The sequence below is a fragment of the Anaerobranca gottschalkii DSM 13577 genome, assembly GCF_900111575.1.
GTDB classification, from domain to species: domain Bacteria; phylum Bacillota; class Proteinivoracia; order Proteinivoracales; family Proteinivoracaceae; genus Anaerobranca; species Anaerobranca gottschalkii.
The window spans coordinates 40,580-64,280 of the sequence record NZ_FOIF01000002.1 but is presented as its reverse complement, the minus strand read 5'-3'; the positions used below and the strand labels follow the sequence as shown (position 1 = coordinate 64,280).

Annotated in this window: 27 protein-coding genes and 1 other annotated feature (1 of these 28 only partly in view); all 27 genes read right to left on the bottom strand. The window is 32.8% G+C overall.

Annotated features, from left to right (window positions below):
• Positions 1-40: a sequence feature (ribosomal protein L21 leader region), on the bottom strand; it reaches 34 nt to the left of the window's first position.
• A gap of 45 nt (positions 41-85) precedes the next feature.
• Positions 86-1,522, bottom strand: a complete 1,437-nt coding sequence (locus tag BMX60_RS01195; RefSeq protein WP_177159634.1) for an Rne/Rng family ribonuclease — start codon at positions 1,520-1,522, stop codon at positions 86-88.
• Positions 1,523-1,549: 27 nt separating this feature from the next.
• Complete coding sequence (locus BMX60_RS01190; protein ID WP_091348158.1) at positions 1,550-2,197, bottom strand: TIGR03936 family radical SAM-associated protein; 648 nt, start codon at positions 2,195-2,197, stop codon at positions 1,550-1,552.
• Complete coding sequence (locus BMX60_RS01185) at positions 2,190-4,049, bottom strand: TIGR03960 family B12-binding radical SAM protein (RefSeq protein WP_091348155.1); 1,860 nt, start codon at positions 4,047-4,049, stop codon at positions 2,190-2,192. Before BMX60_RS01185 ends, BMX60_RS01190 begins: the two co-directional genes overlap by 8 nt.
• Positions 4,050-4,141: 92 nt before the next feature.
• A complete protein-coding gene (locus tag BMX60_RS01180) occupies positions 4,142-4,990 on the bottom strand; it encodes a M50 family metallopeptidase (RefSeq protein WP_091348153.1) in 849 nt (282 codons plus the stop codon).
• Between the two features lie 23 nt (positions 4,991-5,013).
• Positions 5,014-5,301, bottom strand: a complete 288-nt coding sequence (locus tag BMX60_RS01175) for a hypothetical protein (protein ID WP_091348150.1) — start codon at positions 5,299-5,301, stop codon at positions 5,014-5,016.
• 90 nt (positions 5,302-5,391) lie between these two features.
• Positions 5,392-6,510 carry a rod shape-determining protein RodA gene (gene rodA, locus BMX60_RS01170; RefSeq protein ID WP_091348147.1) on the bottom strand — a complete coding sequence of 373 codons (1,119 nt, stop codon included), beginning with the start codon at positions 6,508-6,510 and terminating at the stop codon, positions 5,392-5,394.
• Between the two features lie 41 nt (positions 6,511-6,551).
• Entirely contained in the window at positions 6,552-6,800 is a 249-nt protein-coding gene (minE, locus tag BMX60_RS01165) for a cell division topological specificity factor MinE (protein ID WP_091348144.1), read from the bottom strand.
• 11 nt (positions 6,801-6,811) lie between these two features.
• Positions 6,812-7,609 carry a septum site-determining protein MinD gene (gene minD / locus BMX60_RS01160; protein WP_091348141.1) on the bottom strand — a complete coding sequence of 266 codons (798 nt, stop codon included), beginning with the start codon at positions 7,607-7,609 and terminating at the stop codon, positions 6,812-6,814.
• Positions 7,610-7,611: 2 nt separating this feature from the next.
• Positions 7,612-8,229 carry a septum site-determining protein MinC gene (locus BMX60_RS01155; RefSeq protein ID WP_091348139.1) on the bottom strand — a complete coding sequence of 206 codons (618 nt, stop codon included), beginning with the start codon at positions 8,227-8,229 and terminating at the stop codon, positions 7,612-7,614.
• A gap of 115 nt (positions 8,230-8,344) precedes the next feature.
• On the bottom strand, positions 8,345-10,207 hold the full coding sequence (locus tag BMX60_RS01150) for a peptidoglycan D,D-transpeptidase FtsI family protein (protein ID WP_091348137.1): 1,863 nt from the start codon (positions 10,205-10,207) through the stop codon (positions 8,345-8,347).
• Between the two features lie 16 nt (positions 10,208-10,223).
• On the bottom strand, positions 10,224-10,715 hold the full coding sequence (gene mreD, locus BMX60_RS01145; protein WP_091348134.1) for a rod shape-determining protein MreD: 492 nt from the start codon (positions 10,713-10,715) through the stop codon (positions 10,224-10,226).
• Position 10,716: 1 nt separating this feature from the next.
• Entirely contained in the window at positions 10,717-11,574 is an 858-nt protein-coding gene (gene mreC / locus BMX60_RS01140; protein WP_091348131.1) for a rod shape-determining protein MreC, read from the bottom strand.
• Positions 11,575-11,598: 24 nt separating this feature from the next.
• A complete protein-coding gene (locus tag BMX60_RS01135) occupies positions 11,599-12,639 on the bottom strand; it encodes a rod shape-determining protein (protein WP_091348128.1) in 1,041 nt (346 codons plus the stop codon).
• Between the two features lie 100 nt (positions 12,640-12,739).
• A complete protein-coding gene (gene radC, locus BMX60_RS01130; RefSeq protein ID WP_091348126.1) occupies positions 12,740-13,420 on the bottom strand; it encodes a RadC family protein in 681 nt (226 codons plus the stop codon).
• A 9-nt stretch (positions 13,421-13,429) separates the two neighbouring features.
• Positions 13,430-14,002 carry a Maf family protein gene (locus tag BMX60_RS01125; protein WP_091348124.1) on the bottom strand — a complete coding sequence of 191 codons (573 nt, stop codon included), beginning with the start codon at positions 14,000-14,002 and terminating at the stop codon, positions 13,430-13,432.
• A gap of 10 nt (positions 14,003-14,012) precedes the next feature.
• Positions 14,013-14,258: a DUF4321 domain-containing protein gene (locus tag BMX60_RS01120; RefSeq protein WP_091348122.1), complete on the bottom strand. Its 246-nt coding sequence runs from the start codon at positions 14,256-14,258 to the stop codon at positions 14,013-14,015.
• 65 nt (positions 14,259-14,323) lie between these two features.
• A complete protein-coding gene (locus BMX60_RS01115; protein ID WP_091348119.1) occupies positions 14,324-14,857 on the bottom strand; it encodes a Gx transporter family protein in 534 nt (177 codons plus the stop codon).
• Between the two features lie 11 nt (positions 14,858-14,868).
• Positions 14,869-15,246, bottom strand: a complete 378-nt coding sequence (locus tag BMX60_RS01110) for a NusG domain II-containing protein (RefSeq protein WP_091348118.1) — start codon at positions 15,244-15,246, stop codon at positions 14,869-14,871.
• Between the two features lie 13 nt (positions 15,247-15,259).
• Entirely contained in the window at positions 15,260-16,282 is a 1,023-nt protein-coding gene (locus BMX60_RS01105; protein WP_091348115.1) for an FAD:protein FMN transferase, read from the bottom strand.
• 40 nt (positions 16,283-16,322) lie between these two features.
• Positions 16,323-17,240 (bottom strand): MOSC domain-containing protein, encoded by a 918-nt coding sequence (locus BMX60_RS01100; RefSeq protein ID WP_091348113.1) that lies wholly within the window; start codon positions 17,238-17,240, stop codon positions 16,323-16,325.
• A gap of 75 nt (positions 17,241-17,315) precedes the next feature.
• Positions 17,316-19,376 carry a complex I subunit 5 family protein gene (locus tag BMX60_RS01095; protein ID WP_091348110.1) on the bottom strand — a complete coding sequence of 687 codons (2,061 nt, stop codon included), beginning with the start codon at positions 19,374-19,376 and terminating at the stop codon, positions 17,316-17,318.
• A gap of 2 nt (positions 19,377-19,378) precedes the next feature.
• Entirely contained in the window at positions 19,379-20,866 is a 1,488-nt protein-coding gene (locus tag BMX60_RS01090) for a complex I subunit 5 family protein (RefSeq protein WP_091348109.1), read from the bottom strand.
• A 16-nt stretch (positions 20,867-20,882) separates the two neighbouring features.
• On the bottom strand, positions 20,883-22,364 hold the full coding sequence (locus BMX60_RS01085; protein ID WP_091348106.1) for a complex I subunit 5 family protein: 1,482 nt from the start codon (positions 22,362-22,364) through the stop codon (positions 20,883-20,885).
• On the bottom strand, positions 22,361-22,732 hold the full coding sequence (locus tag BMX60_RS01080; protein WP_341422604.1) for a cation:proton antiporter subunit C: 372 nt from the start codon (positions 22,730-22,732) through the stop codon (positions 22,361-22,363). Before BMX60_RS01080 ends, BMX60_RS01085 begins: the two co-directional genes overlap by 4 nt.
• Entirely contained in the window at positions 22,729-23,160 is a 432-nt protein-coding gene (locus tag BMX60_RS01075) for an MnhB domain-containing protein (protein WP_091348105.1), read from the bottom strand. The genes BMX60_RS01080 and BMX60_RS01075 overlap by 4 nt, the downstream gene beginning before the upstream one ends.
• Entirely contained in the window at positions 23,153-23,461 is a 309-nt protein-coding gene (gene mbhE / locus BMX60_RS01070; RefSeq protein ID WP_091348103.1) for a hydrogen gas-evolving membrane-bound hydrogenase subunit E, read from the bottom strand. The genes BMX60_RS01075 and mbhE overlap by 8 nt, the downstream gene beginning before the upstream one ends.
• Complete coding sequence (locus BMX60_RS01065; RefSeq protein ID WP_091348100.1) at positions 23,458-23,700, bottom strand: hydrogenase subunit MbhD domain-containing protein; 243 nt, start codon at positions 23,698-23,700, stop codon at positions 23,458-23,460. The genes mbhE and BMX60_RS01065 overlap by 4 nt, the downstream gene beginning before the upstream one ends.
• Between the last annotated feature and the right edge of the window lies 1 nt (position 23,701).

The window sequence follows — 23,701 nt, the reverse complement described above, 5'->3', positions numbered from 1 at the left end:
TTCAGGATTTAAAACCTGTTATGTGCGGTTGTAACTAAGCAGTTACTAGAAAATAATATCATAAATAACTTAAGCTTGTCAAGGTTTAGGTACTTTCAATTTCTAAATAATTAGCCTCTACATTTTCAACAGATTTAATAATCAATTTTACTCCTAGTTCCTGCTGAAAGATGTCTAATGTCTTTGTTAATTCTTCTACCATTACAGGATTTACTTTTACTTCAAATTGTTTACTCTGATTTGCATATACATAATTTCTTATTTTATCTTCTAAAAACATCTTTAAAGCTGATTTAGTCATAGTTTTACCTATACCATGACATGTTGGGCAAACTTGCTGTAGAGAATTATATATTCCCTTCCTTACTTTTTTCCTGGTTATTTCTACTAAACCTAATTTTGTTATTCCTAAGATTTGCCCCTTTGTTTGATCTTTTTTCATTTCAGCTTCTAAATATTTTAAAACTAATTCTTTATCTTCTTCCCTAAACATATCAATAAAATCAATAATTATAATTCCACTAACATCCCTTAATCTAATTTGCCTGCAAATTTCTTTTACTGCTTCTAAATTAGTTTGTAGTACCGTATCAGCTAAATTATTAGTGCCAACAAATTTTCCAGTATTAACATCTATGACAGTTAATGCTTCTAATTGATCAATTATAAGATATGAACCATTTTTTAACCAAATTTTCCGTTGAAAGGCTTTTTCTAAATCTTTTTCTATCCCGAAGGCATGAAATATCGGACTCTTTGATTGATATAATCTAACTTTATTTAATAAATGACTATGCCCAGCTTTTCTCTTTAATATATTAACTATTTTACGATATTGCTCATGATCATCTATATATAAACCATCAACCTGATTATCAAAAAGGTCCCTCAAAGCCCTTTCAACTAAATCCACATCATTATAAATTAAGGCTGGACTTGGATAGTTTTGATAGTTTTCTAAAGTATTATTCCAAAGACCAAATAGATAATTTAAATCGTTCTCTAATTCCTCTTTATCGATATATTGAGCTACTGTACGGACAATTAAACCCATATTGGGATCTTTAATTTCTTCAGCTACTTCCTTTAGCCGTTCTCGCTCCCCTTCATCCTCAATTCTTCTAGAAATACCTATATAATTGTTAAAGGGCATGAGGACTAAATATCTTCCCGGTATTGTCAGTTGACAAGTTACCCTAGGACCTTTACCACCCACTCCTTCTTTGGAGATTTGTACCATTATTTCTTGGCCTTTTTTAAGGAGTTTTTCTATAGGTTGTTGATGTTCTTCTCCATTAGTAACCAAATCACCAACATATAAAAATGCATTTTTACTAAAACCGATGTTTACAAAAGCCGCTTGCATTCCCGGCAATATATCCTGGACTATTCCTTTATATATGTTCCCTACACTTCTAGTATTGGTTTCTCCCTCTGTATAAAATTCTACCAGTTGACCTTCTTCTAATAACGCCACCCTAGTATTATTAGTTTTGTAGCTAATAATAATTTCCTTTTTCAAGATGTCACTTCCCCTTTGCTGTTTTCCCTAATTTAACCATTGTAAAGGTGTAACTAATTTATCCCCCTTAGAACAATATGTCTCTATTTTATCAATATTAGGATTATCTATATTTAAGATTGATAAAACTTCCTTAGGTTTTACGTTAGCGGTGCTACTTGTAGTCAATAACATAGAAAGTACATCATCTTTATATTCTAGTTTTAAAATTAATGGCAATATATCTACCATTTTAATTCCTTTTTTACTAGTTCTTTGGATATAGATATTTTCACTATTTAAAAGTTCTTTGATTTTCCCTTCTAATTCTAATGATTTAACCTTTACTTTATACTCTGCCGCTTCTACCAATGCCCCTAATGTTGGAACCTTTTTAGTTAGTTTTTTCCCATCTAAAAGCTTGATTCCTTGAGGAAGATTAGCATTCATTTTATTAATTATCTCATCTGTTTCTAGGTCTTTTGTCAACTCTATTTCCAAATAATCCCCGTAGGATACTATTCCTACAGATAAGGGAGTAGCAAAACTTAATTTAGGATGGGGATTATATCCCTGAGAATAAGCTATTGGTACGCCAGCTCTTCTAGAGGTTCTTTCAAAAGCCCGTAAAAGGTCTAAATGGGATATAAAGCGAACTTCTTCACCTTTTTGATATTTAATCCAGTATTTATACATTAGAACCTCTCCTTACTTTTTGTATATCATAGTGTAAATTATGGCATACTCCACAACCACCACAGGCACTAAAAGAACAATCTTCAGTCAACTTACCTTCCAATGCCTTTTTATATTCCATTGCCAAATATTTTTTATTTACACCTGAAGATATATGGTCCCATGGTAAAGGAGAATCTAAATTAATTTCTCCATAAACATAGTTATCTGGATTTATCCCTGATTCTTCAAATGCTTCCATCCACTTTTCAAGTTTAAAATGATCATTCCAGCCATCCATTTTACATCCCTTTTGCCAAGCTCTATATAAAACATGACTTAATTGTCTATCCCCTTTAGCAAAAACTCCTTCCAGATAACTGATATCTACTTCATGCCAATTATAATTTATATATTTAGAACGCAGTTTCTCTTTTAAATAGTTTTGTCTATTAATTAACTCCTCTTTACTTAATTGAGGAAACCATTGAAAAGGAGTATGGGGCTTAGGTACAAAGGAAGATGTACTTACAGTTACTGAAAAACGACTAAGATTTTTTCCGTGTTGTTTATAAGCTTTTACTACTTTATTTGCTAAGTCTACAATTCCATCTAAATCTTCATATGTTTCTGTAGGTAACCCAATCATAAAATACAACTTTACTCTATTCCATCCAGCTTTAAAAGCATCTTCCACAGCTTTAATGAGATTTTCTTCTGTCACATTTTTATTGATTACATCCCTTAATCTTTGGGTCCCAGCTTCCGGCGCAAAGGTTAATCCAGTTTTTCGGACCTGTTGAACCATTTGAGCTAATTCAATAGAAAATGAATCTACCCTTAAAGAAGGTAAAGATACACTAATACTTTGGTCTTTATACTTATCTAATAATTCTTTAGTCAACCTTTGAATTTCAGAATAATCTGCACTACTTAAAGAACTTAAAGATATTTCTCCATATCCTGTACTTTTTACTAAATGTTCTGCTTGTTCAATTAGTGATTGTAAATTTTTTTCCCGTACAGGTCTATATAACATTCCTGCCTGACAAAATCTACAACCTCTACTACAACCTCTACATATTTCCAGCATAATCCTGTCGTGTACTATTTCCATAAATGGAACTAGCATGCTTTTAGGAAAATCAGCCATAGATATATCTTTAATGTATCGTTTAGTAATTACTTTAGGGTACTTCTCTGAAATAGGAAAAGTCCCTAGATACTTCCCTGATTCATCGTACTTCACTTCATAAAATTTAGGAATATATATTCCAGGTATCTGGACTAACTCCTGAAAAAGTTCTTCTTTACTGCCCCCTCTTTTCTTCCACTTTCTAACTGCATCTAAAAATTCAAGTATTACTTCTTCTCCTTCTCCAATAATAAATACATCAATAATGTTATATAATGGTTCAGGGTTAAAGGCACAAGGACCTCCTGCTACAATAATAGGGTCTTTATCAGTTCTTTCGTCAGCTAATACTGGGATTTTCCCTAAATCAAGGATATTTAAAATATTAGTATAACTCATTTCATATTGTAAGGTAAATCCTATAACATCAAATTTATTTATTGGTTGCTGACTTTCTAAAGAACATAAGGGTAGATCATTTTCCCTTAATTGTTCCTCAAAGTCTAACCAAGGGGCATTTACCCTTTCTGCAGCAAATTCTTCCCTGGAATTTACAATGTGGTATAAAATTTTAAAACCTAAGTGGGACATAGCAACTTCATATACATCTGGAAAGGCTAATAACATAGAGACATCAACTTTATCCAGATCTTTTTTGATAATATTCCACTCATTACCTGTGTATCTTGATGGTTTTTCTACTTTATGTAATATTTCTTTATAAAGGTTGTGCTGCATTTCAGTTCCTCCCAAAATTTCTTCCTTATCATATTACCATATTTACATAATAATGCAAATATCATCTCTTTTAGTATTACAAAAAAATACAGCTAATACTCTAAGAGTAGCTGTTTTAATGTTAGGTTACCTAAACCTTTATTATAAACTTGTAAGACTTTTTTATCTGTTATTAAATCTACAACTTCACCTTTTTCATCAATTATACAGATTAATATCCCCCTATCGGTTTCGAGATGCTTTATTATTTCGTTAATTTTTACCCTCAAAGAACAAATCAAAATCTTTCCTTCTACAATATCAATAATCTTTTCTTCTTTCCCAATACCCATACGTATAGGTAAAAATTTCGCTGATTTATACTCTTTTATAGCAGATATAATCAAAAAAAAGCCAAGGATAGATAAATACAAAAAATCAGCCTTGATATAATAGTAAAAATAAGCCATAGACAAAATAGTTAAACCAATTATAATCCCTACTATTGATGCAAGTTTTTTAGCTTCTACCATTGAGCGTTTTTTTGCTAATTTAGCTTTTAACAATCTACCACCATCAAGGGGAAAAGCAGGTAAGAGATTAAACATAAACAATGTCAAGTTATATTTAATTAACCTATCACTTCCGGGGATAAATAACAAAACTATAACAAATAAAATGTTATTTATAGGCCCTGATAAGGCTATAAACCATTCATCTGAGCTTTTATTATAATCCCCCTCATAAATTTTAGCTACACCCCCAATGGGTAACAGTTCAATACTTTCTACATCATAATTAAGTTTTTTAGCTACTATTACGTGGCCGATTTCATGTACAATTACTACTAAGAAGATTAATAAACTATCTACTAACATTCCTAATAAACCCATACAAATTATCATCACTAAAAATAAATTATTCAGTTTAAGATTGATACCTGCTAATCTACCGATATACATTTTAATCAATTCCGTCCTTAATATCAATTATTTTTAAAATTACTTAACCAACTGACAATACTATCATATAAATTTATATCTTTACTGCCATCTATGTAAACTGTAATTTTAGAAATAAGCCACTGTGAAAAATCATTATATAAAAAGCTATTCATATAAATAAATAATCCTATAGCTATACATAGTAACCAACAAAAACTAGAACCTAAAATACTAGTAAACATCCCGTCCTCTTCATCTTTTTCAAAATTATATTTTAAACTTCTTTCCCTTAATCTCATCTCTAATTTTCTTTTTAATTGAGATTCCATTTTCCTCCCCCTCCTTCTCTAATAATTTATATTAAAAAATAATAAAAAAATACCAAAAGCAGTAGCTTTGTTTAGCTACTGCTTTTAGTGTTAAAAGATTGTATCTCTTTCCCTGCGAAGGGCTACATTTAATACTAAACCAATGGCAATACAGTTAGATAAAAAGTTACTACCTCCATAAGATATAAAAGGTAATGGTAATCCGGTAACAGGCATAATAGACAAGGTCATTCCCACATTAACCAAAATTTGAAATGCTAACATTGAAGCTACACCTACACAAATAAAAGTACCAAATTCATCGGAAGCCGTCAATGCAATTTGAAGAATTCGATAAATCATAAATAAAAATAACATTAGTACTATAGTCGTTCCTATTAAACCAAACTTTTCCCCTATCACGGAGAAAATGAAATCTGTATGGGGTTCAGGAACAAAACCATGGTCAGTTATGTCATAGGGGATAATTCTGTCATATCGGGGGTTACTACCAGTAAACCAGTTACCCCAAATCCCCCCTGAACCAATGGCTATTAAAGATTGAACGATTTGAAAACCAATGGTGTGATAATATTTAAATGGATCAGTAAAGGCAATTAATCTATTAATTTGATATTCTTCTAATACTTTATAATAAGCGAAAATTGAAGTTAATACCCCAAGTATCCCTAATAATACAATATGCCTCCACTTTAATCCCGCTACAAACAACATGCCTGCCATTATTGCTATAAAAACCAATGAAGTACCTAAGTCTGGCTGAAGAAAAATTAACACCATTGGTACTGCTACGTGAATTCCAGGTCTTATCAAATCTAATAAAGAATTGATCTGCAACTCTTCTCTAGACATTAAATAACTTAAGGTAATAATAATTGCTACTTTAGCAAATTCTGATGGCTGTAATCTAAAGGCTCCTATTTGTATCCAACGCTGTGCTCCTAAACTTGCTTTACCAAAAAACATAACTGATAATAATAACAAAATGTTAGCACCGTAAATTAAATAAATTATACTTTTGAAATCTTTATAGTCAAAGTAAATTACTACAGCCATAACGCCTAAACCAATTATAAACCAAAGGCTTTGCATTTTGAGGTAATGGGAGTTTGAAGCTTGATATACTGCAAAAATTCCAATAATAGAAAGGAATATAGTAACAATCAACAACGGAAAATCAAAATTGGCAAAATTTTTCTTATCAATCAAAGCTTCTCCCTCCTTTCTCACATTTATATATTATATTACATTTAATTCTTTTTTGAAATGGGTATATTTGCTTCTAAAATAGTTTCCCTTTTTTCATTTTTTAGGTTAATTTCACAACTTTCCATATCAACATCTAAATACTTACTTATTACTTGTAGCATTTCTTCTTTAATCTTACTAATTATTTCTGGGTTAATCCTTGACCTATCATGAATCAAAACAAACTTTAACCTATCCTTTGCTATTTCCTTTGACTGGCTATTAATAGATTCCCTGTTAAAAAAAACCATGATATACCCCCTTATTTAAACATCCCTATTTTTTTGAACATCTTTTTTATTAACCCATCATCTTCAAAGGGCATTAAAGGTACCTTAACACCATTTATTCTTTGGGCAATATTTTTAAATGCCGTAGCTGCCCTAGATGTATGATCTAGTACAACTGGAACTCCCCTATTAGTAGAAGAAATTATTTTATCTTCTTCAGGAACAAAACCTAGTAATTCAATGGCTAAAACCTCGACAACATCAACAATATCAAGCATATCCCCTTTTTTAACCATATTAGGTCTTACACGATTAACTATTAACAATGGTTTATCAAACCCTTGGCTTTCCAATAAACCAACAACCCTATCAGCATCCCTTACAGAAGACAGTTCAGGATTAGTTACAATTATTGCCTGTTCTGCTGCAGCTATAGCATTAATAAAACCTTGTTCAATTCCTGCTGGGCAGTCTATTAATACATAATCAAATTCTTCTTTTAACTGGCTGCATATATCTACCATTTGTTGGGGTGATAGGGCAGATTTGTCCCTAGTTTGTGAAGCAGGAAGTAAATATAAGTTATCATTAAACTTTTTATCTTTAATTAAAGCTTTTTTTAAGTCTGCTTTCCCTTCAGCTACTTCTACTATGTCATACACTATCCTGTTTTCTAAACCTAAAATCATATCTAAATTTCTCAAACCAATATCTGCATCGATCAAAACAACCCTTTTATTTAGCATAGCTAAAGCTGCACCAATATTAGCTGTTGTAGTAGTTTTACCTACTCCACCTTTACCTGAAGTAATTACAATAGTTTTTCCCATGACTATTCTCCTCTCCTTTGCCATTCACTAATATTTACAATTTTGATTTCACCATCTTTTATAAAAGCTATTTTACCATCCCTTTGGAAAAGGGATGGATTTCCTACAGATCCGATTTTTTCACCAATTCTTATTTGTGTATTGATCATTTTATTAGCTATTATAAAACAATTTTGATTATCGGGAAAGCCACAATGGGCTTTTCCTCTAAGGGTACCTGTAATAGTAATATTACCAGTAGCTATTATTTCTCCACCACTGTTAACATCACCAATAATCACCACATCACCGTCATAAGTAATACTTTGACCTGATCTAATTGTCTTGAGGTGATAATTGGTTAAGTTCCTTGACCACAGCATATTAGGGTCAAGTTTTTGCTGGGATACAACTGAAATATTAATACTATATTTGATTTCTAATTCCTTTAATTGGTTAATTATATGATGATTACTACCTTCATCGATCCCTATGATTTGAAAATTACCACTTTTAAAGAAAGCTTTATTTTCCTCAATATAGTTTTGGAATTCAGATAAAAATAACTCTAAATTCTCGGCTTTTACATAAATCTCTATACATTTTCTAGTCCCTCTCACATGGAATGTTTTATTCTTCATCTATTTTATCACCTTCTGAAAAAAGTTTACATGAAATTATTCGGCATAAATAATCTAATTCCTGCAAGACAGGAAAAAAGTCCCTAAAAAAAGGGACTTTTTTAAGAATTTTATATTACTCTTTAATTAACCCAAAATATTTATCCATTATCTTCCTGGCTGTTGGGCCTACAATACCATGCATGTCTGCATGTTCAATAAAGACAACCACTGCTATTTCTGGTTTATCTAAAGGAGCAAAGCCAACCCACCAAGAATGGTCTCCTTTACTTTGAACATGGGATGTTCCTGTTTTAGCTGCTACTTCAATAGGAAAGCCACTAAATGCCGAGGCACTGGTACCTGTTCTTGGACCATACTTAGTTACAGCATTCATTATTTCATGCATTATTTCATAAGTTTTATCTGAAACTAAATCCTTAGGAACAGTCCTATAGATTTCAGGTTCGAACTTTTTTATAATGTTGCCTTGTTGATCTTCTATTTGTTTAACTAACCTTGGTTTATAGTGATATCCTTTATTAGCTACTATAGACACTAGGTTAGCCATGTGTAATGGGGAAACATTGATGTGGGCCTGGGCACCTAAAGGAAATCTGCTAGGGTCGAGATTTCCAGGACCTCCTCCCCCTCTATCCCTTTCATCAAATAGTCTCCCTATTTGATTAGCAATAGAATCGTTTACATCTGTTAGACCAGTTTCTAAAGTAAGTCCAAAGGCGTCGGTGTATGTTCTAATTAACCTTTCCCTTTCCCGAATATTTCCAGGTAACTGATCCAGCATCCAAACAAAATAAGTGTTTAATGATACTTGAAAAGACTCTTTTAAATTGACCATACCATGAACACTGTTGCGATGATTTGAAACTACCGTTTCTGGCGAATCTTTAGGTGAATACCTACCTGTATCATTATATCTCTGATTTGGGGTAATAATACCTTCTTCTAATGCAATTATACTACTGAGGATTTTAGCAGTAGAGCCAATACCAAAAGATGCCCTAAAAGGTGGAAATTCAAAATATCTTGTACTTTGATGGGCAGATACAGGGAACTTTTTATTATAGTTATTATCTAGTTCCTGAAAATAATCCCTCAATTTAGTACTGTGTAAATCATTTATATCAACTTCTGGATAACTGGCAACTGCTAAAATATCCCCTGTACGGACATCAACTACTAAAGCTGCCCCATGTCTTGCTGGGTTTTGTCCCCTTGATAACTGCCTCCTCTTATTTTCTTCAATGGCTTCTGTTAGTACCTTTTGAACATATCTTTGAAGATCTGCATCAATAGTTAAAACTACATTGTTACCAGGTGTCGCTGGTTCTATATAAATTGGCTCATTTCCAATAGGAACATTATTGACATTAACAGTCCATAACTCATAGCCATCTCTACCCCTTAAAAATTCATCCCATCTGGCCTCTAATGAATTTTCCCTAGGCGCTCCCCCTTCTAACATTCCTAACATGAGTTGTGGGAAAAAAGTACTTTCTTCATAATAACGGATAGGCCTTTGAATTATTTCCATATGGGGGTATAACCACCTATTTTCTTCTAATTCAAACATTATTTTGGGATCTAAATCCCTTTCTATAACGACAGGATCTTGATATCTTCTATTCCTTGCAAGGATGTCATAATTTTTTTCAACCTGTTCCTCATCCCAAATATCTTTTGAAAGAAAATATTCTACTAAATTATTATAAGTCTCTTCCCAATTTTTTTTAGGATCAGTTCTAAGGGCTAATTCATATCTATAGCGATTTCTAGCAATAATCTCCCCATTTCGATCTAGTATCATCCCCCTAGGAGCAGGAATAGGAACTAAACGGCTCATATTCCTTTGCGCCATTGCCAAATGATTTTCCCATAGAAAGACCTGAAGCAATACTAAACGGAGAACTAAGATGGCAACAATGAGTACCGAAAGATACATAATACTATTAATTCTAGTTTCATTTGGTTTTGCCATATTACTCCTCCTCCCTTTAGCCCCAAAAATTATTGTTTTCTATAAACTTATTTAAGGGTTTATATAATAAAATAACCATAATTAAGTTATAAATTAGATAAGGTGCCATATTACTTAAGTACCAAAACAAATTATTTTGAGAAATATTGAGCATTGAAAAAAAAGTATAAATTGTTATCTCATGGACAAAAAAGGCTAATATACTCAATGCTATTACATGATAAATACTATCTTTAAACTGGGGTTTAACAAAATTAATCAATACAAAACATACAAATAGTTTCGCTCCTATTGACACCCCTAACACAGGATAAAATATAACATCTTGTAAAAGTCCTGCCCAAGCAGCTAATAAATAAGTGGAAAATTTAGGTTTCTTTAAAGATAAAAGTACCAGAAAAATTAAAGCTAAATCTGGTACTGCTCCATCTAAAGATATTACTGGAAAAAAGCTACTTTGGGCAGTAACCATTATAAGTATTAAAATAACTGAAATGATACCGCCCATTTTACTCCTCTCCTTCTAATAACTCCTCATCAATTTCAATTCTATCATATTTAGTTATGATAAAAACTTCTTCTAATCTTTCAAAATCAACACTAGGTTTTATTAAAGCAGTTGTTTGATCATTAATGTTATATATTTTAATAACTTCTCCAACTACTATGCCATTAGGATAGTTCCCTGTCAAGCCTGAAGTCATAATAGTGTCACCAACTTGTATATCCACATTATACGCCAACCTTGAGATTTCCAAAAGCTGAGGATTTTCTTGACTAACCCTTACCAATCCTATATCCCTTGTCCTTTGAACAAAGGAAGTTACGGCATTATCAGGACTAATTATTAATTTAACTTTTGAAGTTGTAGGTCCTACTTCAATAATCCGCCCTACTAAACCTTTATTCGTAACCACAGGCATACCAACTTCTACATTGTGTTTTTCCCCTTTAGAAATAGTTATAGATGAATACCAAGTATTAGGACTTCGACCTATAACCATAGCTGGAAGTAATGTCATATCTGTACTTTCTTTAAATTCAAGGAGTTGAGTTAATCTTCTGTTAGCTAAGCGGGCTTCATTGAGTTGATGCTCAATCCCTTGATAATAGGCCAATTCTTCTTTTAATCTCTTGTTTTCAAGATAGACATTACGAACATCTACCACTGACTTGTATGTGTCCCTCAAAAAATTTGTGGATATAGTAAAAGCTTTTTGGAAGGGAAGAACTAGCTGATGGACGGCTCTTTCAATAATAGAAACTTTTTGTCTATCATTAGTTGTCCAACTCATCAGTAAACTTAAAACTATAAAAATTATCACTAGGTTAAAGATTTTTTTAAAATGTGTTTGAATATTTAGCATTGTCCTCCCCCTTTCCCAAAAAGCTTACTTCCCAGACTTATTTGCTAAGGCAATTCGATTGAGTAGATCTAAATTATCTAATACTTTTCCTGCCCCTAATACTACACTATCTAAAGCATTTTCCGCTACCACCACAGGCATTCCTGTCTCTTCAGCGATTAATCTATCTAATCCCCTTAATAGAGCTCCTCCCCCTGTCATCATTATACCTCTATCCATAATATCTGCTGCCAATTCAGGTGGAGTTTTCTCTAAAGTTATTTTTATAGCTTCAATAATAGCATTAATAGGTTCTTTCATTGCATGATTAATTTCTTTTGTAGTTATTGCCTGTACTTTAGGTAAACCTGTTACCAAATCCCTACCTTTAATTTCCATTACAGTATTATCATCATCTAAATATGCAGAACCAATAGAAATTTTAATTTCTTCAGCGGTTCTGTCCCCAATCATTAAGTTATAATTTCTCTTTATATAGTGGATAATAGCTTCATCTAGCTCGTCTCCACCTATTCTAATTGATCTATGGGTTACTATTCCCCCTAGAGATATGATAGCTACATCTGTAGTTCCACCACCAATATCCACAACCATACTGCCTGTAGGTTCTTCTACCGGTAGACCGGCACCAATAGCAGCAGCCATAGGTTCCTCTACAATATGGGCTTCCCTTGCCCCTGCAGACAAAGTAGCTTCCCTTACTGCCCTCTCCTCTACAGCAGTGACACCAGAAGGTACACAAACAACAACCCTTGGTTTTCTTTTAAAAATATTTCTTTTATATGCTTGACTGATAAAATATCTTAACATTTCCTGGGTCACATCGAAATCTGCAATTACCCCATCTTTCATTGGCCTAATTGCTACGATATTACCCGGTGTCCTTCCTATCATTTTCTTAGCTGCTGAACCAACTGCTAAAACTTTTTCTTTATCTCGACCTTTTTGGATAGCAACCACCGAAGGTTCTCTAAGTACTATACCTTTACCCTTAACAAATACATTAGTATTAGCTGTTCCTAAATCTATTCCAATATCACTAGAAAAATAATCTGCAATTTTCATCCCGTTTTTTTCTCCTTTCAATCTCTAGTCTATCTATATATTTTACTACTATTTATCAAAATTTAAAGAGGAATTTTTTGTATTTACCACTCATCACCCCTTAATCATCAAAATACCCTTCTTCTTTTAAACTAATATAATCTTCTTGTCCTACTATAATATGATCTAAAACTTTTATTCCCATCAATTTCCCTGCATCTATAAGGCGTTTCGTAAGATTGATATCTTCCAAGCTTGGGGTGGGATCACCACTTGGATGATTGTGGACAAGAATTATCCTTGCAGCACTGTTTTTAATAGCCTTATTAAATACTTCCCTAGGATAAATACTAGCTATATTCAAACCACCTTTAGATACTTCTTCATAAGAAATAATAACATTTTTGGTATTTAATAAAACTATATAAAAATGTTCTTGTTTTAAATATTGTAATTTATTGATCATTATCTCTACAATATCTTTAGGGCATGAAATTTGTTTCTTACTACTTATACTTTTCCCTTGAATTCTGGCCGCTATTTCAAAAACTGCTTTTATTTCAGTGGCCTTGGCTAAACCAATTCCAGGTATTTTCCTAATGTCTGCTATATCCATTTGAGCTAGGCCTTTTAAGCCATATTCCCTAATTATATCCTGGGCTAATTGTAAAACAGTTTTATCTTTTGTCCCAGTTCTAAGTAAAATGGCTAGTAATTCGGAATCTGATAAATTTTCCGTTCCGAATCTTACAAGTTTTTCCCTAGGTTTTTCTGTTATAGGTAAGTCCCTAAATTTTTTCATATTTACCTCCTAGTTAACTTTCAACTTGTATAAACCTAATTTCCTCAATGAATTTGCAGTCTTTGCAAGGGGAAGTCCAACTACGTTAAAATAACAACCTTCAATTTTTTCAACAAAAATACCACCTTGAGTTTGGATACCATACCCTCCTGCTTTATCAAAGGGATCTTTGGTCTTTACGTACCAGTTAATTTCTTCCTCTGTTAACTTTTTGAAATAAACCTTTGTTAACTCTGAAAAGGAATCTAAAATTTGCCCCCTTTGACAAATTACTACTCCAGTTACTACATTGTGATATCTGCCAGATAGTTTTCTTAACATTTCTATAGCTTGGTTTTCATCTTGGGGCTTACCTAAAAATTCTCCTTCAATTTCTACCACTGTATCCGCTGCAAGGACGGGATTAGGATATTTTCTCGAAACTTCTAATCCCTTCAATGTTGCTAAGCTTACAGCTAATTCAGAAGAAGTAGTTGCTAAAACTCCTTCTTCATTAATATTACTAGCTTTAACTGTAAACTCTACACCTATTAAATTCAATAGTTCTTGTCTTCTTGGAGATTTAGAAGCCAAAATTAACATTATATATCACCTATTGGACAAATTTCTTATAAAAAATAATTGATAAAAATATTCCTATTACACTAGCTAAATTTAAACTAACAAGAAAACCAAAATTGATAGTTAAAACAGCTAAATCTAAAGTTGTTGGATATAATCCTACATTTTTTGAAATTTTAAAGATTTCCAAGTCAAAGATATTACCTATTACATTACCTAATAAAGCTCCAATGACAATAAAAATTATCAGTATCCATGGATCTAAAGTTTTCTTCATTATATCCACCTACCTTAGGTATATTATTAGTATTCCACTTATTTTTTAAAATTCCTGCCCCGTACTTAGTTGATTTGGATATTTTTGTTTAAAACCCTCAAAATAAAATTAGTACAAAGTCCTACAAAAATCCCTGTAGGAATAGCAAATAGCAAAAGATAAGGTAAATAAGAAAAAACAAAAAAACTATCTAAAAATAAACTAGCTGCTAATAATTGTCCAATATTATGGAAAATCGCGCCTACTATACTTATCCCCATATTACTGATATATTTCTTCAAAAATTTAACCATCAATCCCATAATTATTGTACTTAAAACAGCTCCAGATAAACTGAGGATAAAAGTTATGCCAAAATTCCCTGTAATTAAAGCTGCTAAAAAAGTCCTAAGCACAGCTACGTAAAAACCCTCAATAAATCCAAAAAGATTTAAAGTAACTAGAGTAAAAATATTTGCTAATCCAAGTTTTGCACCAGGGACAGGACTTGGCAATAAAGGTAAAAGTCGTTCCACAGCATGAACTACTGTTGCCATGGAAATTAAAATACCTATATATACCATTTTATAAACTAATTTTAAAATATTAGATCTACGCATTACTCCCCACCCTAACGTATATTAATATCGGTGTCTTTATTACCTCCTTCAATCCGAAAAACCACCCTATTAGGTAAACAAGCATTGCTTTGACCAGACCTATTCATTATACCAAATAAAATACAAATTTTATCAGGACAATCTGAAGTCAACACCCTTGCCCCAACTTCAAAAAATTGAACTTTCGTTTCACCTACTGGCCCTTTGTATATAACTACTTTATCTCTACCAGGAGAGTATAAAGGTTCTCTTCCCACTTCTACTCCATTTACTTCAATAATTATCATTGCATTTTCTGTAGAAGAATCTCTATTAAGATAGTAAATTGTCCCTATTGTTAATGCTAAGACTGCTACCACAACAATTATAATAAAGTCCCACTTTTTCATTACACCTTACTCCTTAATTAATTTTTGTCATCTCCTTTATTATAGGGGTCATGTAGATTTCTCCATCGGAAGAAATTATTAAGACCTCTACATTTAATTTTTTAGCTATTTCTAACCCTTCATCGGCTGGAAACATAAAAAGGGCAGTTGATAATATATCAGCTAATGTGGCATTAGAAGCGTAAACTGTTACACTTTGTGCATAGGTTGCAGAAACCCCTGTGTCGGGATCAATAATATGGTGAACCCTTTGTCCATCTTTTGTAAAGTAGTACCGTTCATAATCACCAGAGGTAACGATAGCACCATCTTTGATTTCCACAACGGCAATATTACCTTGACCCCTTGGATTTGTTACTCCTATCCTCCACGGAGTGCCATCATATTTAGTACCTAAAAAGCGAATATCTCCTCCGCCATTGACATACCCGTATTTTATTCCATGTTCTTTTAAGGTTTCCACTGCCCTATCAACTATATAACCTTTAGCTATTCCTCCTAGATCTATTTCCATTCCCTTTATAGGTAAATAAACCTTCATATTTTCCTTATCTAACTGAATAGCCTGATAGTTTACTAGTTCCATAGCCTGGGCAATTTTTTCAGAAGGGGGTAGCTCCCTATGTTTTCTTCCTTCTTTCCAATCATATAATTTAAGTAATGGAGCAATAGTTATATCAAACTTCCCCTCCGTTAATTCTCCAAATTCAATCCCTTTCTCTAGAAGATAAAAGGTTTCAGGACTTACTTTAACTGGTCCTATACCAGCATTTTTATTTATAGCAGTTATTTCACTGGTAGGGATTGTAGCACTTAATATATTTTCCAGCCTTTGTATTTCAGCATAAGCCTTTTCTATTGCATCCTTTCCCTGGTTTTCATCCTCTACCTGAACAACTATATCTAAAATAGTGTCCATAGTGAAAAAACTTCTTCGAATGGTTTGATACTCAGTAAGATTTTCCCTTTTTCCAAAGTTACACCCTGTTATAACAGTTGAAATTATTATAAGTAGTATTATTAAATTTTTTCTCATATTAAACACCTTCTTAAATCAATTTAAAAATCTAAGCTAGTTATTTTCTACCACAATCTTTACTCTTTCCAGTGAGAGTTTCTAAACCATGGATTAAAAACTCAGAAATTACTTCTAAACTTTCTGTAACTGCCTTTTCACTTCCCGGCAAGTTAATTATTAGTGATTTTTTAGCAACTCCTGCTATTCCCCGGGTTAAATAAGCTCTACTGGTAATTTTCCCACTTTTATACCTTATAGCTTCCATTATACCTGGAATGGGTTTTTCAATTAAAGGTTGTGTTGCTTCTGGTGTTATATCCCTTGGGGAAATACCTGTTCCTCCAGTTGTAATGATTAAATTTATTTCAACTTCTATCCAGTCTCTTAAAATACTTTGAATATCTTTGTAATCATCAGGTACAATAGCGGACTCTATTGTCGTTATTCCTAAACCTGCTAGTAAAGTTTGAATTTTAGGTCCGGCAGTATCAACCCTTTCACCCTTAGAGCCTTTGTCACTTATTGTAAGAACAGCTGCAGTATAATTTTCGAGTATTTCTATTTTATCACCAGCTTTAATTTCTCCACCCTTTAAAACATAAGCGAAAATTCCTTCTCTAGGCATTACGCAATCCCCTGCTTGATGATAGATAGCACATCTGGTATGACATTCTTTACCGATTTGACTTACAGATAGCAAAGCTTCTTCTCCAATTTTTAAAAGGGTACCTATCGGCAAGGAATTTAACTCTATTCCACTAGTAGTTATATTTTCTGCAAAACTTCCATAATCGACATCTAACCCTAAGTCTTTCATTTTATTAATGCTTTCTTCAGCTAATAGACTTACTTGTCTATGCCATTTTCCTCCATGGGCATCTCCTTCTATACCAAATCCTTCTATTAGTTTAGCTTTATTTATCGGCGTCTTTTTCATACCTTTTTTTTCACTTATTGAAACAGAAACTACTTGCATGGGGATATCCTCCTTTAAAGATAGTTTTGGATAAAATTTTGAGATGGCAAAAGCCATCCCTTAAATTATATCATATTATAATAGTCCTTTGCTAAAAAATACAAGAATTACTAAGAGAATTGTAAATAAACAAACTACTATAATACTATCAAAGTTAAGATTTTTTAAATTCCACTCAGGATTAACAGATAATTTCTCCCAAAAAGTCCGTTGATTATTAACGCATTTTTTATCTGGAGCATCTTCAGAGATAGATGTCGAAATAGTTCCAGCTTTAGAATAGGCTTTATCTATTGAGTTTTCAATCTCACCTATATGCTTAAATACATCCATAGATGCTTGTCCTGTTCCATGGTACATTTTATTCACAGTTTGATCTAATACTACTGAAGGCCCTAGACAAATAAACATAAAACCTTTTGCTATTGGCATATAGAACATCTTTTCAACACTTAACCACTGAGGAAATTGTAGATTATATAGATTAAACTTTTCAAAGGTGAAATAAATAACACCAGCTATAAAAAAGGTAATCCCTATTGCCAACAAATCATGGCTGTTAAAGACATTAAGCTTTTCTACATAAGCAACAGAATAAGGTTGATATGAAAATACACTTACTCCTTTTAGTACAATACCTTTTAATGGTACATGGGGAAAAATCCCAATAAACAACATTAATGTGGCGAAAACCGTTAATACTGATTTCATCACTAGTGGTGTATCCGGTAGTTCTTTAAATTTCTTTGGCATCTCTCCCAAAAACAGACCCCGGAACAATTTAATAAAATAACATATTGTGAGAGCACTGGTTAAGGTAAAAATCTTTTCTGCCCACCATAAACTTATTAAACCATTATATTCATAGGCTTCTACTATAGCATGGTGAAGAATAGACTTGCTAGGATATCCATTAAAACCAGGAACCCCAGCTATACCAAAGGCTGATACCAAGAATACTATCATTAAAAAGGGATATTTACTGGCTAACCCCCTAACCCTTGTTATATCTAAGTCATGGGTATAAATATATATTGCTCCTACTGTTAAAAATAATGCCCCTTTAAACAAAGCGTGGTTGATAGTGTGATAAATAACCCCAGACATAGCCATGGCACCATAACTGCCAAGGTAAGCGGCACAACCTATCCCCATAATTATATAGCCTATTTGGCTAACACTTGAATATGCCAAGATATTTTTAGCACCTTGTTGAAATAAGGCTAAAAAAGCACCTATAAACATAGTAATTATTCCAGCCCAAATCAACCAATATCCATATTGTCCAATTGTTTCACTATAAAAGGTAGATATTTCAGATGTATAACTAAAGGTTGATGCAAATACCCTAATTAATCCGTAAGCACCAGTTTTTATCATAATACCTGATAATAGGGCACTAGCTGGTGATGGGGCAATAGGATGGGCTTGAGGCAGCCAAATGTGAAGGGGTGCCATCCCAGCTTTTAAACCAAATCCCAATGTATACAATAAAAGAATTGTAAATAATTTTCCACTATCCCCTTCAAATAAAGGTAACAAGCTATTGAAAGCCATACTTCCTGTATGGTTATACTGGAATATTATCGCTAATAACAAAGCCAACCCGCCTATTACCCCTAAGAAAAGATATAAGTGACCAGCTTTCATCGCTTTTTCGCTTTCTTCATGAATTACTAGTACATAGGAACAAAAAGCCATTAACTCAAAAAATAGAAACAAAGTAAAGAAATCACCAGCTGCAACTACCCCTAAAGAGCCAGTATATGTCAATAACAAAAATACAAAAAAACGGGTTTGACGGTGTTCAAATGCCATATAATTAGTTGCATAAATGGTAGCTAACATCCAAACAAGGGTAAAAAGGTTAAGAAATACTAAACTAAAGTAATCAATTTTAAAAGTTAAACCAATTACTAAAAAATCATTTAAAATTAATCGGATTGCACCATTTTTCAAAGCTGGTATTAACATTAAAGATAATAACCAAATTACCACTGTTATAGAAACAGCCATTAGATCTCTCATTATAGAATTTTTCCTAAAGATAAAAGTTAAAAAAGCCCCAAGTATTGGTAAAATCACGATTAGAAACGGTATGAGTTCAGCCCCCATACCCTTTGAGAATAGTTCCATTTCTATCCCCTTCCTAATAATAGTTTTGCTGCTAATTCAGAAAGTTCTAAAGCTAAATTTTTAGGAAACAGACCAAAAATCAAACAAAAAGCTGCTAATATTACTATCGGAAACAGCATAGCAGGGGCAGCTTCTTTAAAAAGGGGCACCTTAATTTTAGCACCATCAATTTCTTTACCGAAAAATGCAGCTATAATTATAGGTAGGTAATATACCCCGTTCATCAAGCTACTAATTATTAATAATAATACATAAAAAGAATACCCTGCATCTAAAGCACCGATAGAAAGTAATAATTTACTTACATAGCCATTAAAAGGCGGTATTCCTATCATTGCTAAAGCAGCTATAGTAAAACAAATCATCGTAATTGGCATTTCATAACCTATACCCTTTAAATCAGCAATTTTCTTTTTCCCAGTTTTAAAAATTATAATTCCTGCCGCTAAAAATAGTGTGGCTTTCATCATAGCATGGGAAAGAATGTGGAAAATATCGCCGATTAAAGCATTTTCAGTCAGTAAAGACATGCCTAGAAGTATATAGCCCATCTGCCCAATACTTGAATAGGCTAACCTTCTTTTTAAATCTGTTTGAGCAATGGCTACTGCTGAACCTAAAAATATTGTTAGACCGGCTAGGACTAGTAGAATTTTATGCCAATTTGCTTCCATCAATAAATTAGGACCAAATATTTGGTAAATAACCCTTAATAAACCATAGGCCCCTGTCTTTAACATAATTCCCGAAAGTAAAGCACTAGCTGGAGACGGTGCTACTGGATGGGCATCTGGCAGCCAAACATGTAGGGGAAAAATTCCCATTTTCATACCAAACCCTATTAAATATGACAAAAATGCAGTAAAGGCTAATCCATTAGCAACCTCAAACATCACAGTATCATTGAAACTTACAGTTCCTAACACCTCAAAAGTTATAACAATACCGAAAAATAACGATAAGCCTCCCACTAATGTTAACATTAAATATTTATAGCCTGCCCTCATCGCTGCAGGGGATTCCTCATGAACTACTAGGACATATGATGCTAAAGACATTAGTTCAAAAAACAAGAATAGACTAAATAAATCACCGGTTAGGACTACCCCTAAACATCCACCGAGACTTAAAAGTAAAAAGGGATAGAATCTATTACAGCTATGTTCCTTGCACATATATTCTTTAGAATAGATTACACATAGGAGCCAAACAAAAGATGAAATTAGCGCTAAAACATAGCCTAAAAAGTCAACCCTAAAGGATATTCCAAAGGGCGGGAAAATCCTAGGATATTCTAAATAGATAACTTGTCCACTATTAATTGCAGGATACATCGCTAACACTAGTAAAAAGGTCAAGGTAGAAATTACTACAGCAAACAAATCCCTTAGTTTAGGAGACTTTTGCTCTATTATAAATAAGGGTATTGTTGATAATATTGGTAATAAAACCGCCCAAACAGGTAAAAAGTTAATGATTTGATCCCTCATATTAAGCCCCCCGTATTTAATTTACTGATAATAAAATCTCTGCTGCCCTTTGAACAAGGTTAAATAAATTGCCTGGTATTAGTCCAAATATAATACATGCAGCTCCTAGAACAAGCATAGGCACTAACATCCTTTTTGGTAAACCATCATTACCTAAAGAAACATCCCCTTTTTGCCCAAAGAAAGCCTTTAATACAATAGGTAAGTAATAAACTGCATTTAATAAGCTACTGATAATTATCACTAAAGCGTAAAAGGGTTTATGGGCATCTAGTGCTCCAATTACCAGGTAATATTTACTAATAAAACCATTGAAACCAGGAATACCTACCATAGATAATGCCCCTATACTAAATAACATCATCGTTATCGGCATTTTAAAACCCATACCCTCTAATTGACTAATTTTCCTTACCCCAGTTTTATAGATAATTGCCCCTGCTGATAAAAACAATAGTGATTTCATCATTGCATGGTTAGCGATATGAAGAATCCCTCCAGATACACTATTTAAGTTTAACAATGCAATTCCTAAAAATATATAACCAATTTGTGCTACTGAGGAAAAAGCTAACATCCTTTTTATATCTTCTTGGGCTATAGCAAATAATGAGCCAGCAAAAATTGCTAAAGTAGCCATTGCTAAAATTATCTCCGGAATAGGAATTTGGGTAAAGATTCCGATACCGTAAACTTTGTAGATTATTCGCAATAAAACTATTGCATAGATTTTAACTACAACCCCCGATAAAATAGCACTAGAGGGTGATGGAGCTGATGAATGGGCATCAGGTAACCAGACATGTAAGGGAAATAAAGCTGATTTTATTCCAAAACCAACAATAAACAGGGCCAAAGATACTATAATATTTAATGGATATAAATTGATTGCATAAGTCAATTCCCCTGCTATAAAGTTTAAGTTAAAATGGCCAGTTACCATATATAAAAGGGCGATACCTAACAAAATTAGCCCAGAGCCTAAGGTGCTCAATATTAAATATTTAAAAGCTGCTTCAACACACATTTTGTGGGGTTTTACTACTATTATACCACATGCTGTAATAGTTGTTATTTCAGTGAAGACAAAAATATTAAATATATCATTAGATAATGCTAAAGCAATCATTGCTCCCACTAATAGTATAAATAGAGTGTAAAACCACGGACAATTATCATTTCCAATTTCATGGCATATATCAGCATCGGCATAGATTACAATTAAAAAAGAGATTATGTTTATTACAAGTACCATAAATAATGATAAATAATCAATTGTTATAGCAATCCCCCATGGAGGTTGCCACCCCCCTAAGTAATATTCAAAGGGGCCATGATCATTTATATATTTAAAAAGTAAAAATGTACCTATAGTATTAAATAAAAGGGTTAGTCTAATCATCGGACTGATTATTCCAGGTTTAAACTTACTGATTAAAGGTATTAAAAAGGCAGATAACAAGCATAATACAATCATTATAATAGGTATGTGTATCATTCTTCTTGACTCCTTATCCTCATAATCTCATCGGCATCTAAAGTACCATAATATTTATAGAGTTTAACAATTAAACTTAATGAAAAAGCTGTTAAACTTACTCCTACCACTAAACCAGTCAAAATTAGTGCCGATGGCAAAGGGTTAATATAGCCTACTGCCTTTTCATTTAAAATTGGCGCATTTTTTCCATCAACATAACCTATTGCAACAAAAAACAGGAAAATTGATGTTTCCATAATATTCATTCCAATAACTTTTTTGATAAGATTTGAATGGGTAAGCATAGTATGAAATCCAATAAGGAATAACAATATCGAAACAAAATAGTAATAATTGGTAATTAAAGCCCTAATAAATTCCATCATATTTTCTTCTCCTCTAACAGGTGATAGAAAAGTGTTACAATTGTACTTGCAACTTTAATACCGATGGCTAAAGTTACTACAGGAATAATGCCTCCACTAAATAGTTTACCAAAGCTACCTAAAGAAGAGAATAAATTATTAGATAAAAAATTGCCTCCTTTAACAATTCCTAGTAAACCAATTAAGATAAAAATTAAACCACCGGTACTTTCTAAAATTTTTGCATTATTTCTCGGGAAACGTTCAATCCCTTTTTTAACACCATAAGCTAAAGAATATAAGATTAAACTACTACCTAAAATTGTCCCTCCAGCAAACCCGCCACCAGGGGATAGGTGACCATTGAGAATGATAAATATTCCGTAAACTTGAATAAAGGGTATAATTATTTTAACAACGGTCTGTAAAACAACACTATTTTTATTCATTTTCTTCACTTCCTTTGTTTTGCCCAGCTTTTATGTGGGCACCTAAAACTGTAAGGACGGCGGCAATTCCGGTAAAAAGGACAGTTGTTTCACCTATAGTATCATAAGCCCTATAATCAGTTATTATTGCCGATACGATATTTTTGACATTAGTATCTTCAACAACTTCTTCAGTAAACCTTTGGCTTACTATGTTATTTGACGGATTTGAAGGAGAACCAAATTCCGGCATTTCAGCCACCATCATCAATAAAATTATACCTATAACTAAAAGGGAGATAGTAGAAATTATAACTCTCATTTTTCTTCTCTCCTCCTAGTTTTACTGATAACAACCATCATCAACAAGGTGGTAACACCTGCTCCCATCGCAGCTTCTGTAAGGGCGATATCCGGAGCATTTAATTGTTGCCAAATAATAGCCATTATTAAGCTGTAGGCAGCAAAAATTATAACTGCACCAAGCAAATCCTTAATTCTAGATACAGCTATAGCACAAACTACAAGAAAAGTTAATAACAAAAAGTGTAATACCTCCATA

Excerpts from the sequence above, each read along its gene's own strand:
- BMX60_RS01065 (WP_091348100.1), bottom strand. The coding sequence starts at position 23,700 with ATGGAGGTATTACACTTTTTGTTATTAACTTTTCTTGTAGTTTGTGCT.
- minD (WP_091348141.1), bottom strand. The coding sequence starts at position 7,609 with ATGGGAAAAACTATTGTAATTACTTCAGGTAAAGGTGGAGTAGGTAAA.
- mreC (WP_091348131.1), bottom strand. The coding sequence starts at position 11,574 with ATGCTAAATATTCAAACACATTTTAAAAAAATCTTTAACCTAGTGATA.
- BMX60_RS01110 (WP_091348118.1), bottom strand. The coding sequence starts at position 15,246 with ATGAAAAAGTGGGACTTTATTATAATTGTTGTGGTAGCAGTCTTAGCA.
- BMX60_RS01185 (WP_091348155.1), bottom strand. The coding sequence starts at position 4,049 with ATGCAGCACAACCTTTATAAAGAAATATTACATAAAGTAGAAAAACCA.
- BMX60_RS01090 (WP_091348109.1), bottom strand. The coding sequence starts at position 20,866 with ATGAGGGATCAAATCATTAACTTTTTACCTGTTTGGGCGGTTTTATTA.
- BMX60_RS01085 (WP_091348106.1), bottom strand. The coding sequence starts at position 22,364 with ATGATACACATACCTATTATAATGATTGTATTATGCTTGTTATCTGCC.
- BMX60_RS01190 (WP_091348158.1), bottom strand. The coding sequence starts at position 2,197 with ATGTATAAATACTGGATTAAATATCAAAAAGGTGAAGAAGTTCGCTTT.
- BMX60_RS01120 (WP_091348122.1), bottom strand. The coding sequence starts at position 14,258 with ATGAAGAAAACTTTAGATCCATGGATACTGATAATTTTTATTGTCATT.
- mreD (WP_091348134.1), bottom strand. The coding sequence starts at position 10,715 with ATGGGCGGTATCATTTCAGTTATTTTAATACTTATAATGGTTACTGCC.
- BMX60_RS01080 (WP_341422604.1), bottom strand. The coding sequence starts at position 22,732 with ATGATGGAATTTATTAGGGCTTTAATTACCAATTATTACTATTTTGTT.
- BMX60_RS01115 (WP_091348119.1), bottom strand. The coding sequence starts at position 14,857 with ATGCGTAGATCTAATATTTTAAAATTAGTTTATAAAATGGTATATATA.
- mbhE (WP_091348103.1), bottom strand. The coding sequence starts at position 23,461 with ATGAGAGTTATAATTTCTACTATCTCCCTTTTAGTTATAGGTATAATT.
- minE (WP_091348144.1), bottom strand. The coding sequence starts at position 6,800 with ATGGTTTTTTTTAACAGGGAATCTATTAATAGCCAGTCAAAGGAAATA.
- BMX60_RS01100 (WP_091348113.1), bottom strand. The coding sequence starts at position 17,240 with ATGCAAGTAGTTTCTGTTTCAATAAGTGAAAAAAAAGGTATGAAAAAG.
- BMX60_RS01135 (WP_091348128.1), bottom strand. The coding sequence starts at position 12,639 with ATGAAAATTGCAGATTATTTTTCTAGTGATATTGGAATAGATTTAGGA.
- BMX60_RS01105 (WP_091348115.1), bottom strand. The coding sequence starts at position 16,282 with ATGAGAAAAAATTTAATAATACTACTTATAATAATTTCAACTGTTATA.
- BMX60_RS01150 (WP_091348137.1), bottom strand. The coding sequence starts at position 10,207 with ATGGCAAAACCAAATGAAACTAGAATTAATAGTATTATGTATCTTTCG.
- BMX60_RS01155 (WP_091348139.1), bottom strand. The coding sequence starts at position 8,229 with ATGAAGAATAAAACATTCCATGTGAGAGGGACTAGAAAATGTATAGAG.
- BMX60_RS01175 (WP_091348150.1), bottom strand. The coding sequence starts at position 5,301 with ATGGAATCTCAATTAAAAAGAAAATTAGAGATGAGATTAAGGGAAAGA.
- radC (WP_091348126.1), bottom strand. The coding sequence starts at position 13,420 with ATGAAAAAATTTAGGGACTTACCTATAACAGAAAAACCTAGGGAAAAA.
- BMX60_RS01125 (WP_091348124.1), bottom strand. The coding sequence starts at position 14,002 with ATGTTAATTTTGGCTTCTAAATCTCCAAGAAGACAAGAACTATTGAAT.
- BMX60_RS01180 (WP_091348153.1), bottom strand. The coding sequence starts at position 4,990 with ATGTATATCGGTAGATTAGCAGGTATCAATCTTAAACTGAATAATTTA.
- BMX60_RS01095 (WP_091348110.1), bottom strand. The coding sequence starts at position 19,376 with ATGGAACTATTCTCAAAGGGTATGGGGGCTGAACTCATACCGTTTCTA.
- BMX60_RS01075 (WP_091348105.1), bottom strand. The coding sequence starts at position 23,160 with ATGAATAAAAATAGTGTTGTTTTACAGACCGTTGTTAAAATAATTATA.